This window comes from Arenimonas sp. MALMAid1274, assembly GCF_049195245.1.
In the GTDB taxonomy this organism is placed as follows: Bacteria; Pseudomonadota; Gammaproteobacteria; order Xanthomonadales; family Xanthomonadaceae; genus Arenimonas.
Genome location: NZ_JBMIRR010000026.1, coordinates 35,232 through 47,085 on the forward strand (window position 1 = coordinate 35,232; position 11,854 = coordinate 47,085).

An 11,854-nucleotide genomic window follows, 5' to 3' on the forward strand; every position below is an offset into this window, starting at 1 on the left:
TGGGGCTGGGCCCGGTTGCGCTGCGGCGACTGCCAGCTGATGCTGGAACCGCCTGTGGGTTGGCCAGGAACGCCCCGATTCCCCTGAAGGTCAAGCGCCATGAAGAACGCCTCCCTGTACGCCCGCTTCGCCAAGTCAGCCTCCCGCTTCTGCGGCCGCCCGCGCGTGTTCACGTTCGCGGTGCTGCTGATCGTGGCCTGGCTGGTCACGGGTCCGCTGTTCGGGTTCAGCGACACCTGGCAACTGGTGATCAACACCGGCACCACCATCATCACCTTCCTGATGGTGTTCCTGATCCAGAACACGCAGAACCGCGATACCGAGGCGATACAGATCAAGCTCGACGAGCTGATCCGCGCCACCCAGGGCGCGCACAACGCATTGCTGGACCTGGAGGACATCGAGGAGCAGAGCCTCGACGCGTTCCGCCAGCGCTACCGCGCGCTCGCCGCTTCGGCACGGGCCGAGCTCAACCAGGGCCGCCAGGACACGGGTACGCCCGAGCCCTGACGGCCGCCGCAAAGCCGGCTCGCCCGCGGACCGGCTCGATTGACGCCGGCGCGGGCCACGGTGTTCACTTCAACCATCGGGGCGCATCCCAGACCAGGCATCGGCCGACCATGAAGTTCGCTTGGATTCTGCTGCCTTCCTTGTTCCTGGCCAGCAGCCCCGGATGAGGGCCTGGCACGCCGGTTTCCTGCTGTGGGGCCTGCACGCCTGCTTCGGCGTGGCCCTGGTGGTGTTCATGCACCACAGCGAAGCCGACCTGGCGCTGCAGGCTTTGCAGTTCGTGCTCGCCACCGGCGTGCTGTTCTGCTGGGCCAGCCTGGATGCGCGGGCCTCCGGCCAGAAACTGGGCGCGGCGCAGCGCGTGTGCCTGGTGGTCTTCGGCTACCTTGCCGTGCCTTTCTACCTGGCCCGCTACCGCCGGACATCCCACTGGTGGCGATGGCTCGGCAAGGCCCTGGCCATCTTCGCTGGCTGCCTGGTTTTTTTCGTCTCGGCAGCCTTGCTTGCCGCCATCGTCGCGGCCCTGGCATCGCCAGGATTCCTGGGCTGATGCCGCCGGAGGGCTTCGCATGAACAGAGCGCTCATCCGCAACGGGCTTGTCGCCGCCGGCCTCATGAGTATCGGCGGCGTCCTGGTGTTCTCGCGTGCATTCACCAACACGGCCATCAACGAAGCCGACCCCGTGGTGATGTCGAACTTCGGCCTGCTGATGATCATGGTATGGGGCCTGGCTTATCTGGGTGCGGCTGCCGTCACTTCCAACATCAGGTGGCTGGCCGCGGCGTTCGCGTTGGAAAAGCTCGTTTACGTGGTCGTGTGGATCAGGTGGCTGTCCGACAACAGTCTCGCGAAGCTCTATGCCGAAGATCCGTTTGCGGGTGTTTTCTTCAGCATCTATGGCGCCAACGATCTGGTCTTCATGCTGTTTTTCGGAGCCATCTTCATCACGCAATCCCGCAGCAAGCAGAACTGACACAACTTGCGGCCGATCCGGCGCCCCCCCTGAAGGATGGAAGGAAAATGACGTCATTCGTCTGCACCAAATGCAATGGCACCGAATACAGCCGCAAGGAGATGCGCGCCGAAGGCGGCCTGCTGTCGGCGGCATTCGATGTCGCCACCAACCGGTTCACCGCGGTGAGCTGCGAGAACTGCGGCTACACCGAACTCTATCGAACCAATGCGGGCGCGGGATCGAAGCTGCTGGATTTCCTGGTTTCGTGAGATGGCCACCATGAAGCCCAAGGAAAAGTCCGCCCTGGTCGCAACGCTGGAAGCCCGCTTCCAGGCCCACCCCGCGCGGCACCGCAAGCTCACCTGGGCCCAGGTCCAGGCCCGCCTCGACGCGCATGCCGCCGCCCTCGACGCCCTGAAGGCGATGGAAGACACCGGCGGCGAGCCCGACGTGGTGGGCCACGACGCCGGCACCGGCGAGGTGCTGTTCTTCGACTGCGCAACCGAAACTCCCGCCGGCCGCCGCAGCCTGTGCTACGACAAGCAGGCCCTGGACGCGCGCAAGGAGAACAAGCCCGCGGGCAGCGCCGTGCAATCGGCGGCCGACATGGGCATCACCCTGCTGGACGAAGCCGCCTACCGCCACCTGCAGACCCTGGGCGAATTCGACCTCAAGACCTCGAGCTGGATCCTGACCCCGCCGGCCATCCGCCAGCGCGGCGGCGCGCTGTTCTGCGACCGGCGCTATGGCCAGGTGTTCACCTACCACAACGGCGTGCAGTCCTATTACGCGGCCCGCGGCTTCCGCGGCCAGTTGCGGGTCTGAGCCCACCGCCTCCCGGAGTTGCCCATGACCGCCCACCCGATCGAAACCTGGCACCACCTGGTCCGCACCCGCGATGCGCGCGGCCTGCCCGCCCTGCTGGCCGAGGACGCCGTCTTCCACTCGCCGGTGGTGCACACGCCGCAGCGGGGCCGCCGCCTCGTCACCGGCTACCTGGCGGCGGCGTTCGAGGTGTTCTTCAGCCCCGGTTTCCGGTACGTGCGCGAAATTGTCGGTCCACAGGACGCGATGCTGGAGTTCGAAACCGAGATCGACGGCATCCTGGTCAACGGCGTCGACCTGATCCGCTGGAACGCCGAGGGCCAGATCGTGGATTTCAAGGTGATGATCCGCCCGCTCAAGGCCATCGAGCTGATCCACCGGCGCATGGGCGCCCTGCTCGCCAAAGGAGAACACTGATGAACCGACGGATCCTGATGTTTGCGCTGGCCGCCGCCTTGCCGGTGGGCGCGCAGGGGGTGCCGCATGACGACGTGCACGAGCACGACCGCGTCTTCCAGCGCGCCAGCGAACTGGTGCCCTGGTGCAAGGCCGAAGCCGAGGCCCACTTCGTCGGCCGCGGCGAAACCACCTACCAGTGGACATCGTCCTACCACGACCGCGGCAACGTGCTGCACGTGGAGGGAAAACTGCGGGTCGAAGGCGCTGACATCGGCGTGCACTGCCGCATCGCGCGCGGCGCCCGCGAGCAATACGCTACCATCGAGATCTCCGATCCCCGCGCCTGAGACCCCTCGATGGACTACACCCCGGACCAGCAGCGCGTGCTGGACGACATCCGCAAGTACGGCTGCCACGCCATCCACGTACAGGCCAGCGACGACGAGCCGTCCTACACCTACACCGTGGGCATCGCCCGTACTTCGGACGCCGCCGACCTGGTGGTGTTCGGGCAGCCGCATCCCGACGCGCACCGCCTGCTGCACCACTACAACCGGCTGGTGCGCGAAGGCCAGCGCTTCGAGGCCGGCCAGCGGGTCTCGGGTTTCCTGAAGGGCCAGGACTGCGAGCTGCGCGCCGTCGGCGAGCGGCACAAGGCCGCGCTGTTCGAATGGAACCGCTGGCTGCACGACGGCGGCTTCGACTTCCCGATGCTGCAGCTGGTCTACCCCACGGTCGAAGGCATCTGGCCCTGGGACCGGTCGGCCAACGACTGGCTGCGTCGCAACCAGCCGCTGCTGTCGGCCTGAGGCCGGCGCTCAGCCGCCGGTGCGGGCCCGCGCCACCGTGGCGGGGGCCGGCTTCTTGAGCCGCGCCAGCGCCTGTGCGATCGCGGCATCGCCCTGGATCACTTCGCCGCGCGCATAGCCGTCACCGGCTTCGTCGGCGCCACGCAGATGGCCGGGCAGGTCCTGTTCGCGCAGGCCGCGGGTGGCTTCGCCGCGCAGCAGCACATCGGGCCGGATGCCGCGGGCCTGGATGGACTTGCCGCTGGGCGTGTAATAACGCGCCGTGGTCAGCTTCACCGAGTCGCCGTTTTCCAGCGGCACCACGGTCTGCACCGAGCCCTTGCCGAAGGTGCGGCTGCCCATCAGCGTCGCGCGGCGATGGTCGCGCAGCGCGCCGGCCAGCACTTCGGCCGCGCTGGCGGTGCCCGCGTCCACCAGCACCACCACGCGCGCGCCCTGGCTCAGGTCGCCGGCCTTGGCATGGAAGCTGGCGTTGGAGTACGGCAGCCGGCCCTTGGTGCTGACGATCAGGCCCTTGTCGAGGAAGGCGTCGGCCGCCTCGACCGCGGCATTGAGCAGGCCGCCCGGATTGCTGCGCAGGTCCAGCACCACGCCCGACAGCGGCGCGGCGTTTTTCTTCGCCAGATCCGCCAGCTGGCGACCCACCTGCGGACCCGTGTCGGCCTGGAAGGTGCTGATGCGCAGGTAGCCGTAGCCCGGCTCGAGCAGGCGGCTGCTGACGCTGACCACGCGGATGGTCTCGCGCGTGATCACCAGCTCGCGCGGCATGCTGTCGCCCGAGCGCAGGTAGGTGAGCGTGACCTTGGAGCCGGGCTCGCCGCGCAGCTCGCGGCTGGCGGCGTCGGCCCCGTCGGCGTCCAGGGCCTGGCCGTTGACGGCGATGATGATGTCGCCCGCCATCAGGCCGGCCCGCTGCGCGGGCGTGCCGTCGATGGGCGAGACCACCATCAGGGTCTTGTCGGGGCGCTGTTCGATCTCGACGCCGATGCCGGAGTATTCGCCCTCGGTCTGCTCCTGCAGGGCTTCGGCCTCGTCCTTTTCCAGGTACGCGCTGTGCGGGTCCAGGTCCGACAGCAGGCCGCGCAGCGCGGCCTTCATCAGGGCCTGGTCGTCCAGCGGCTCGACGTAGGCGTCCTGGATGGCGCGGTAGACGGCGACGTAGCGCTGGATCTCGGCCAGCGGCACCGAGCGCGGCACGCTTTCGGGCGCCTCGGGATCGATCGGCGAGGACACGGTCTGGGCCGCGGCCGGCAGGGCCAGGGCAAGCAGCAGGGGCAGGATCGGGCGCATGACGCGATTATGCCCCCGTGGCGTCGCCGCCGCGTGCATTCAGGGCCGCAGCCAGGGCTTGGGATCCTGCGGCTGGCCGTTGCGGCGCAGCTCGAAATACAGCGCCGGCCGGCCCTGCCCGCCCGAGCTGCCCACCGTGGCCAGCGGTTCGCCGGCCCGGACCCAGTCGCCCACGTCCTTGAGCAGGGCGTCGTTGAAGGCATACAGGCTCATCCAGCCATCGCCGTGGTCGATGATCACCAGCAGGCCATAGCCCTTGAGCCAGTCCGAATAGGCCACGCGGCCCGGCGCGGCGGCGCGCACTTCGGCACCGGCGGTGCCGGCGATCAGCAGGCCGTCGCTGGTGCGGCCATCGGGCAGGCGGCCGCCGAAGCCCGCCAGCGCAGCCCCGGCCAGCGGCCGGCCCAGCTGGCCGCGTCGGCTGGCAAAGGGCCGGTTGTCGTCCACCTGGCGCGGGATGTCGGCCACGGCGTCGCGCAGCTGCTCGAGCAGCTTGACCACCGATTTCTCGTCGCGCCCCAGCGCGGCCAGGCGCGCGGCGCGGTCCTTGAACGTGGTTTCCAGCGTGGCCAGCACCGCCGCGCGTTCGGTGCGCTGGCCCTCCAGCGCCGTCAGTTCGGATTGCTGCTGCAGGCGCGCGGCCTCCAGCACCTGGCGCTGGTCGACGATCTGCTGGCCGACGGTGGCCAGCTGCTGCAGCTCGGCCAGCAGGCCGGTGATGCGCTGCTGGCGGTCGTTCTGGAAATAGCGGTGGTAGGCCAGCACCCGCGCCAGGTCGCTCATGCGGTCCTGGGCCAGCAGCAGCTTGAGCTGTTCGTGCCGACCCAGTGCGTAGGCCGAGCGCACCAGGGTGGCCAGGGCCTCGCGCTGTTCGACCAGGCCGGCCTCCAGCGTCAGCTTGCGCGCCTCGAGCTTCTGCAGCTCCAGCTCTTGCGTGGCGATGCCGGCCTCGGTGCTGCGCAGGGCGCGCACGGCGTTGCTGACCTGGGCGTCGGCTTCGCGCAGTGCGCGCGTGGCCTGGCTGCGTTCGCCCTCGAAGGCGCGCTGCTCGGCGGTGATGGCCTTGATCTGGCTGCGCAGCGTGTCCAGCCGCTGCTGCGCAGCGGCTTCCTTCTTCGCGCGTTCGGGCGCGCCCTGCGCCAGCGCGCAGGGCGCCACCAGCAGCAGCGCCAGCGCCAGGGCCGCGGCGCGCAGGCTCAAGCCAGGTTCACCAGCGAGCGGCCGGTCATTTCCGGCGGCTGCGGCAGGCCCAGCAGCTGCAGCATCGTCGGTGCGATGTCGCGCAGGGCGCCGCCGGCGCGCAGGCTGGCCTTCCGGCCCACGTACACCAGCGGCACCGGGCCGACCGTGTGCGAGGTGTGCGGCTGGCCGGTGTCGGGGTCGCGCATCATTTCCAGGTTGCCGTGGTCGGCGGTGACGATCATCTCGCCGCCGACGCTGGCCAGCGCGGCGCGGATCGCGCCCAGCGCATCGTCCACGGCCTCGGCCGCCTTCACCGCCGCGGCCAGGATGCCGCTGTGGCCGACCATGTCGGGATTGGCGATGTTGCACAGGATCACGTCGTGCCGGCGCGCGCGGATGTCGTCGGTGAGGCGCGCGGTGAGCTGGGGCAGGTTCATCTCGGGCTGCAGATCGTAGGTGGCGACCTTGGGCGAGGGAATCAGCGCGCGCTCCTCGCCGGCGAGCTGGGCTTCGCGGCCGCCGCTCATGAAGAAGGTCACGTGCGCGTACTTTTCCGTCTCGGCGATGCGCAGCTGGGTGAGTCCGTTCGCGGCCAGCACGTCGCCCAGGGTGTTGCGCAGGTCCTCGGGCCCGAAGGCGACCGGCGCGGGCAGGTTCGCGTCGTACTCGGTGAGGCAGGTGAAGCGCGACAGCCGGATGGGACGCGGCTTTGCGAAACCGGCGAAATCAGGCGATACGAACACGCTGGTCAGCTGGCGCGCGCGGTCGGCGCGGAAGTTCATGAAGACCACCGCGTCGCCATCGCGCAGGCCGCGTGCGCCGGAGATCACGGTGGGCTGCACGAACTCGTCGTTCTCGTCGCGGCCGTAGGCGGCATGCAGGGCGGTGATCGCGTCCGAGGCGGTGTCGTCGGCCTCCGCCTCGGCGATGGCGCGGTAGGCGCGCTCGACCCGGTCCCAGCGGTTGTCGCGGTCCATGGCCCAGTAGCGGCCGCTGATCGTGGCGATGTGCGCATCGCCACCCTGGGCGCAGATGGCCGCCAGCTTCTGCAGGCTGGGCTCGGCCGAGCGCGGCGGGGTGTCGCGGCCGTCGAGGAAGGCGTGCACGGCGATTTCGCCCACGCCCTCGCGGCGGGCCAGCTCGATCATCGCGAACAGGTGGTCTTCGTGGCTGTGCACGCCCCCGGGCGACAGCAGGCCGAACAGGTGCAGGCTGCCGCCGTTCTCCCGGGCCGCACGGCAGGCGGCCACCAGCTCGGGGTTGGCGAAGAAGCTGCCGTCCTCGATGGCGGCGTCCACCCGGGTCAGGTCCTGGTAGACGATGCGGCCGGCACCGATGTTCATGTGGCCGACTTCGGAATTGCCCATCTGCCCGTCGGGCAGGCCCACGTGTTTGCCCTCGGTGTGCACCAGGGTGTGCGGGCACTCGGCCAGCAGGCGCTTCCAGTTGGGCAGCCTGGCCAGGGCCAGGGCGTTGTCGGCGGGGTCGTCGCGGTGGCCCCAGCCGTCCAGGATCAGCAGCAGCAGGGGCTTGGGGCGGGCAGTGGACAAGGTCGGCTCCGGGACGAACGGCATATCGAAATTGTAGCCCCGCCGGGCCAGTCTGGGCCCGCCGCCGCGCCGGGGATTTAAACCCTGTGCACGCGGGCGGCATCCCATCCGGGAATCCCCAAGGAGCAACCCCATGCGCACCCGCAAGCTGGCATCCCTCATCGCCCTGTCCCTGCTGCTGTCCGGCCCGGTCCTGGCCCAGGAAAACGTCGACAAGGTGTTCGGCGGCATCACCGCCGAAGCCGGCAAGGAATACGGCAGCCTGGAGACGGTCAACGGCGGCATCACGGTGCGCGAAGGCGCCCAGGTGCGCCAGGCCGAAACCGTCAATGGCGGCATCCACATCCACAACCGCGCCCGCCTGGGCAGCGCCGAGACCGTCAACGGCGGCATCGAGCTGGGCGACGTGGCCAGCGCGCGCTCGCTGGAGACCGTGAATGGCGGCATCGACCTGGGCGCCGGCTCGCTGGTGGAACAGAACGTGGAGACCGTCAACGGCGGCATCCGCGGCGAGAAGGGCGCGCGCGTGCGCGGCGATGCGTCCACGGTCAACGGCAAGCTCGACTTCACCGGCGGCGAGATCGGCGGCGACCTGGTCACCACCAATGGCGACATCCTGCTCGAGTCGACCACGGTGGCCGGCGGCATCCGGGTCGAGAAGCCGAATTCGACCTGGTTCAATTCGGGCAAGCAGCGCAAGCCGCGCATCGTAGTCGGCCCGGGCTCGGTGGTGCAGGGGTCGCTGGTGTTCGAGCGCGAGGTGGAGCTGTTCGTACACGCCAGCGCCAAGATCGGCCCGGTTACGGGCGCCACCGCGCAGTCCTACACCGACCGACTGCCGGCCCGCGACTGAAGCACCGTCCCCGCCGCCTCCGGGCCGCGGGGCCCGCGCCCGGGGCCCGGAAGCGCGGCCAGGGCATCGGGGCTAGAATCGGGGTTCAACCTCCTCCGGAGAACCCCTGGAATGAAGCACACGCTCCTCTTTGCCGCCATCGCGACCGTCGCGCTGGCCGCCTGCCAGCCGAGCCCGGCCCCGGAAGCCCCGGCGCCGGTCGCGGCCACCCCGCCCCCGGTCGAACACGGCTTCGGTCCCGAGATCTCGGCCGAAGACTTCGCCGTGCACGTGAAGGCCCTGTCCTCGGACGAGTTCGGCGGCCGCGCGCCGGGCAGCGAGGGCGAGCAGAAGACCGCCGACTACCTGGTGGCGCAGTTCAAGCGCCTGGGCCTGCAGCCCGGCAACGGCGACAGCTGGTTCCAGGACGTGCCGATGGTCGAGACAACGGCCGACGAAGCCACGTCCACCGCCGCGATCACGCTGGGCGGCACCGCGCAGCCGCTGGCCTTCGGCACGCAGATGGCGATGGGCACGCGCACCGCGCAGCCGGAAGTGAAGGTGGACGCCAGCGAGATGGTGTTCGTGGGCTACGGCGTGAATGCGCCGGAAGCCAACTGGAACGACTACGCCGGCGTGGACGTTAAGGGCAAGACGGTGGTGATCCTGGTCAACGACCCGGGCTTCCATTCGGGCAGCACCGAGCTCTTCAGCGGCAAGAAGATGACCTACTACGGCCGCTGGACCTACAAGTTCGAAGAGGCCGCGCGCCAGGGCGCCGCCGCCGCGCTGATCATCCACGACGACGCCGGCGCCGGTTACGGCTGGGACGTGGTCAAGAACAGCTGGTCGGGCGCGCAGTACGACCTGCCCGCCAGCGCCGACCCGGAGCCGCGCCTGCCGATGCAGGGCTGGATCACCGGCGAGACCGCCGCCAAGCTGTTCGCCGACGCGGGCCTGAACCTGGACGAGCAGCGCGCCGCCGCCAACAACCCCGGCTTCACCGCCGTGGACCTGGGCGATGCCACCTTCAGCGCGACGCTCAAGAGCACGATCAAGGAATCGAGCTCGCGCAACATCCTGGCCAAGCTGCCCGGCAGCGAGCGTCCGGACGAAGCCATCGTCTACACGGCGCACTGGGACCACCTGGGTGACCACGGCGCGGCGCACGGCGCCGAAGCCGCGGGCCAGGGCGAGGACCACATCTACAACGGCGCCATCGACAACGCCACCGGCGTGGCCGGCGTGCTGGAGATCGCCGAGGCCTTCACGGTGCAGGACCCCAAGCCGGCGCGTTCGGTGGTCTTCCTGCTGGTGACGCTGGAGGAGTCGGGCCTGCTGGGTTCGAAGTACTACGCGGCCAACCCGGTGATCCCGCTCAAGGACACGGTGGCGGTGGTGAACCTGGACGCGATGTCGGTGGTCGGTCCGACCAAGGACTTCGTGGTGATCGGCCTGGGCAACTCCGAGCTGGATGAAGTGCTGCGCCCCATCGCCGAGAAACAGGGCCGCGTGCTGGTGGAAGAGGATGGCGTCGAGAAGGGCTTCTTCTTCCGCTCCGACCACTTCAGCTTCGCCAAGTTCGGCGTGCCGGCGCTGTACGCCAAGGGCGGCATCGACCACGTCGAGAAGGGCGTGGAGTTCGGCCGCGGCATCCAGGCCAACTACACCACCGCGCTGTACCACAAGCCCGCCGACGAGTTCGATCCGTCCTGGGACCTGCGCGGCGTGGTGCAGGACCTGCAGGCGCTGTACGGCGTGGGCGCGACGCTCGCTGGCAATGACGCCTGGCCGAACTACGTGGAAGGCAATGCCTTCAAGGCGGCGCGGGACGCTTCGCGCGCAGCGCAGTGAGGGTTTGAAGCTGCTTGGAAACGGCGCCGCAAGGCGCCGTTTTCATTTGGGAGCCCGTTGCGCATCCGCCACCACCACCTCCCCCACCCTCCCCTCCAGGTAGGAAAAAAACGGATTGCTGCCGATCCGCTGCCACTGCTCCGCGCTCACCGACAGCGCGCCGCGCTCGCCGTGCAGCGACAGCGTGCCCAGCCGGATGCCGTAGTCGGGCACGGCGCGCGGCTGCAGGCCGTAAAGCGGGTCGTCGGTGGGAAACGGCAGGGCCACGTGCGACAGCGAATACACGTCGGCGGGCCAGGCCAGGTCCAGCGGCCGCGAGCTCGGCGCGGTGGCGCCGGGCTCCAGGCGCGATTCGGCGAGGGACAGGGTGCCGGCGTCGCGGTTGCGCAGCACGGTCAGGCGGTAGTCGTGCGCGTCGCCGGGTTCGAGCGTGCCCAGCAGCTCATTGGCGCCGGCGGTGAACATCGGCGCCAGCAGGCTCTGGCGGTTGATGTCGAACAGCACCAGCTCGCTGCCGTTGGCGGGCAGGCGGTCGTACAGCGCGCGCACCACGTCGGGCGTGCTCACCGTGCTGTCGAGCACCGACTGGAAGCTCAGCACCGGCGGCATGCGCTGGCTGCGGCCCGAGGCCTGCAGCGCCAGCAGCTGGCTCTTCACCGCGCCGGTCAGCAGCCACGACTGCTGCACCGCGTTCACCGGGAACGAGTTGTACTTGAAGGGATTGAACTCGGGCTGCACGTCGAGCCAGCGCGATTTCTCGAAGTAGGGAATCCAGCCCAGCACCGGCATCAGCCGCGAGAACGCCGCCATGCGGCCGACGCCGATCATCGGCGACACCAGCACCAGCCGGTCGGGCATCGGCAGCGCGGGATCCTGGCCGCCCAGGTCGAGGCGGTCCATCGTGTACTTCAGCGCCAGCGCGCCGCCGTTGGAATAGCCCACGATGTGCAGCGGGCGCTCGTCGCCGATGCGGCGGCGCAGCTCGCGCGCGCCCAGTTCGGTGGCGGCCAGCCAGTCCATCCACTGCGCGTGGCGCAGGCCCGAGGGCACGGTGCCGTGGCCGGGCATGCGCGGCAGCACCACGGCATAGCCCTGCGCTTCATACAGCGCCACCAGGTGGTGCAGGCTGTAGGGCGAATCGCTCAGGCCGTGCAGCAGCAGCACGCCGCCGCGGGGCTCGCGGGGCGTACTGGCGTAGGACCGGTTCCAGTCGCGCGTGCCGGGCGGCGCGCCCAGCGCGCTGCCGAGGTCGTAGCGGTAGCGGCCCGGCCGCGCGGTGGCCGCCATTTCGCGCGCCTTGCGCTCGAACAGCGCCTGCTCGGCGCGCAGGTACGCGTCCCAGTCCATGGTGCGCAGCGCGGCGGCGTCGGGCTCGGGCAGCTCGATCCGGTGCCAGGCCTGCAGCGGCGGCAGCGAGCGCGCGGCGAAGGCGGTGGCCAGCACCACCGCCAGCAGCAGCAGCGCCACGATGGCCACCGTCCAGGCCAGCCGCGTGCCTGACCGCCACAGCCAGCGACGCCAAGGGGCCGGTGCTTGGACGTGGTAGGGAACTGGCATGGTCAGCTCGCGGGCCGGGATCAGGCGGCCAGTTTGCCCCAGCGGCGGGCGTGCGGCGCGCGGCCGGTGGGGACGTCGCGGCGCCGGGTC

12 protein-coding genes and 2 pseudogenes are annotated in these 11,854 nt (G+C 70.0%); 10 read left to right on the forward strand and 4 right to left on the reverse strand.

The genetic code is table 11. The features are described from left to right. Positions 1–99 precede the first annotated feature (99 nt). The 8 genes and pseudogenes from ACOQFR_RS06585 to ACOQFR_RS06620 form a co-directional block, all read left to right on the forward strand. Entirely contained in the window at positions 100–510 is a 411-nt protein-coding gene (locus ACOQFR_RS06585) for a low affinity iron permease family protein (RefSeq protein WP_421379883.1), read from the forward strand. 163 nt (positions 511–673) lie between these two features. Then, positions 674–1,060 (forward strand): hypothetical protein, encoded by a 387-nt coding sequence (locus tag ACOQFR_RS06590; RefSeq protein ID WP_421379885.1) that lies wholly within the window; start codon positions 674–676, stop codon positions 1,058–1,060. Positions 1,061–1,079: 19 nt separating this feature from the next. Next, positions 1,080–1,484, forward strand: coding sequence for a hypothetical protein (locus ACOQFR_RS06595; RefSeq protein WP_421379887.1), 405 nt, complete (start codon positions 1,080–1,082; stop codon positions 1,482–1,484). A 47-nt stretch (positions 1,485–1,531) separates the two neighbouring features. Then, positions 1,532–1,735 carry a zinc ribbon domain-containing protein gene (locus ACOQFR_RS06600; RefSeq protein WP_421379889.1) on the forward strand — a complete coding sequence of 68 codons (204 nt, stop codon included), beginning with the start codon at positions 1,532–1,534 and terminating at the stop codon, positions 1,733–1,735. A gap of 1 nt (position 1,736) precedes the next feature. Continuing rightward, positions 1,737–2,291, forward strand: coding sequence for a DUF4256 domain-containing protein (locus ACOQFR_RS06605; protein ID WP_421379891.1), 555 nt, complete (start codon positions 1,737–1,739; stop codon positions 2,289–2,291). A gap of 24 nt (positions 2,292–2,315) precedes the next feature. Next, complete coding sequence (locus ACOQFR_RS06610) at positions 2,316–2,708, forward strand: nuclear transport factor 2 family protein (protein ID WP_421379893.1); 393 nt, start codon at positions 2,316–2,318, stop codon at positions 2,706–2,708. Further along, on the forward strand, positions 2,708–3,037 hold the full coding sequence (locus tag ACOQFR_RS06615) for a hypothetical protein (protein ID WP_421379896.1): 330 nt from the start codon (positions 2,708–2,710) through the stop codon (positions 3,035–3,037). The genes ACOQFR_RS06610 and ACOQFR_RS06615 overlap by 1 nt, the downstream gene beginning before the upstream one ends. A 9-nt stretch (positions 3,038–3,046) precedes the next feature. Beyond that, positions 3,047–3,397 (forward strand): annotated as a pseudogene (locus ACOQFR_RS06620) (DUF4262 domain-containing protein); the annotation flags it as partial. On the opposite strand, the pseudogene ACOQFR_RS06625 reads toward ACOQFR_RS06620, so the two are convergent. From ACOQFR_RS06625 to gpmI, 3 genes and pseudogenes are all read right to left on the reverse strand, one after another. Beyond that, a pseudogene (locus ACOQFR_RS06625) lies at positions 3,324–4,789 on the reverse strand (S41 family peptidase); the annotation flags it as partial. The pseudogenes ACOQFR_RS06620 and ACOQFR_RS06625 overlap by 74 nt on opposite strands. A gap of 39 nt (positions 4,790–4,828) precedes the next feature. Continuing rightward, positions 4,829–5,989, reverse strand: a complete 1,161-nt coding sequence (locus tag ACOQFR_RS06630; RefSeq protein WP_421379898.1) for a murein hydrolase activator EnvC family protein — start codon at positions 5,987–5,989, stop codon at positions 4,829–4,831. Then, the gene (gpmI, locus tag ACOQFR_RS06635) at positions 5,986–7,521 is read right to left on the reverse strand and encodes a 2,3-bisphosphoglycerate-independent phosphoglycerate mutase (protein WP_421379900.1); all 1,536 of its coding nucleotides are present in this window, start codon (positions 7,519–7,521) and stop codon (positions 5,986–5,988) included. The genes ACOQFR_RS06630 and gpmI overlap by 4 nt, the downstream gene beginning before the upstream one ends. A gap of 133 nt (positions 7,522–7,654) precedes the next feature. Here gpmI and ACOQFR_RS06640 point away from each other — a divergent pair, with 133 nt between their 5' ends. Further along, positions 7,655–8,374, forward strand: coding sequence for a hypothetical protein (locus tag ACOQFR_RS06640; RefSeq protein ID WP_421379902.1), 720 nt, complete (start codon positions 7,655–7,657; stop codon positions 8,372–8,374). A gap of 111 nt (positions 8,375–8,485) precedes the next feature. Continuing rightward, positions 8,486–10,207 (forward strand): M28 family metallopeptidase, encoded by a 1,722-nt coding sequence (locus ACOQFR_RS06645; RefSeq protein WP_421379904.1) that lies wholly within the window; start codon positions 8,486–8,488, stop codon positions 10,205–10,207. A 42-nt stretch (positions 10,208–10,249) separates the two neighbouring features. Here ACOQFR_RS06645 and ACOQFR_RS06650 read toward each other — a convergent pair whose 3' ends face one another. Then, positions 10,250–11,764, reverse strand: a complete 1,515-nt coding sequence (locus ACOQFR_RS06650) for an alpha/beta hydrolase (protein ID WP_421379906.1) — start codon at positions 11,762–11,764, stop codon at positions 10,250–10,252. Positions 11,765–11,854: the final 90 nt, after the last annotated feature.

Excerpts from the sequence above, each read along its gene's own strand:
- ACOQFR_RS06600 (WP_421379889.1), top strand. The coding sequence starts at position 1,532 with ATGACGTCATTCGTCTGCACCAAATGCAATGGCACCGAATACAGCCGC.
- ACOQFR_RS06605 (WP_421379891.1), top strand. The coding sequence starts at position 1,737 with ATGGCCACCATGAAGCCCAAGGAAAAGTCCGCCCTGGTCGCAACGCTG.
- ACOQFR_RS06585 (WP_421379883.1), top strand. The coding sequence starts at position 100 with ATGAAGAACGCCTCCCTGTACGCCCGCTTCGCCAAGTCAGCCTCCCGC.
- ACOQFR_RS06610 (WP_421379893.1), top strand. The coding sequence starts at position 2,316 with ATGACCGCCCACCCGATCGAAACCTGGCACCACCTGGTCCGCACCCGC.
- ACOQFR_RS06595 (WP_421379887.1), top strand. The coding sequence starts at position 1,080 with ATGAACAGAGCGCTCATCCGCAACGGGCTTGTCGCCGCCGGCCTCATG.
- ACOQFR_RS06590 (WP_421379885.1), top strand. The coding sequence starts at position 674 with ATGAGGGCCTGGCACGCCGGTTTCCTGCTGTGGGGCCTGCACGCCTGC.
- ACOQFR_RS06640 (WP_421379902.1), top strand. The coding sequence starts at position 7,655 with ATGCGCACCCGCAAGCTGGCATCCCTCATCGCCCTGTCCCTGCTGCTG.
- ACOQFR_RS06645 (WP_421379904.1), top strand. The coding sequence starts at position 8,486 with ATGAAGCACACGCTCCTCTTTGCCGCCATCGCGACCGTCGCGCTGGCC.
- ACOQFR_RS06650 (WP_421379906.1), bottom strand. The coding sequence starts at position 11,764 with ATGCCAGTTCCCTACCACGTCCAAGCACCGGCCCCTTGGCGTCGCTGG.
- ACOQFR_RS06615 (WP_421379896.1), top strand. The coding sequence starts at position 2,708 with ATGAACCGACGGATCCTGATGTTTGCGCTGGCCGCCGCCTTGCCGGTG.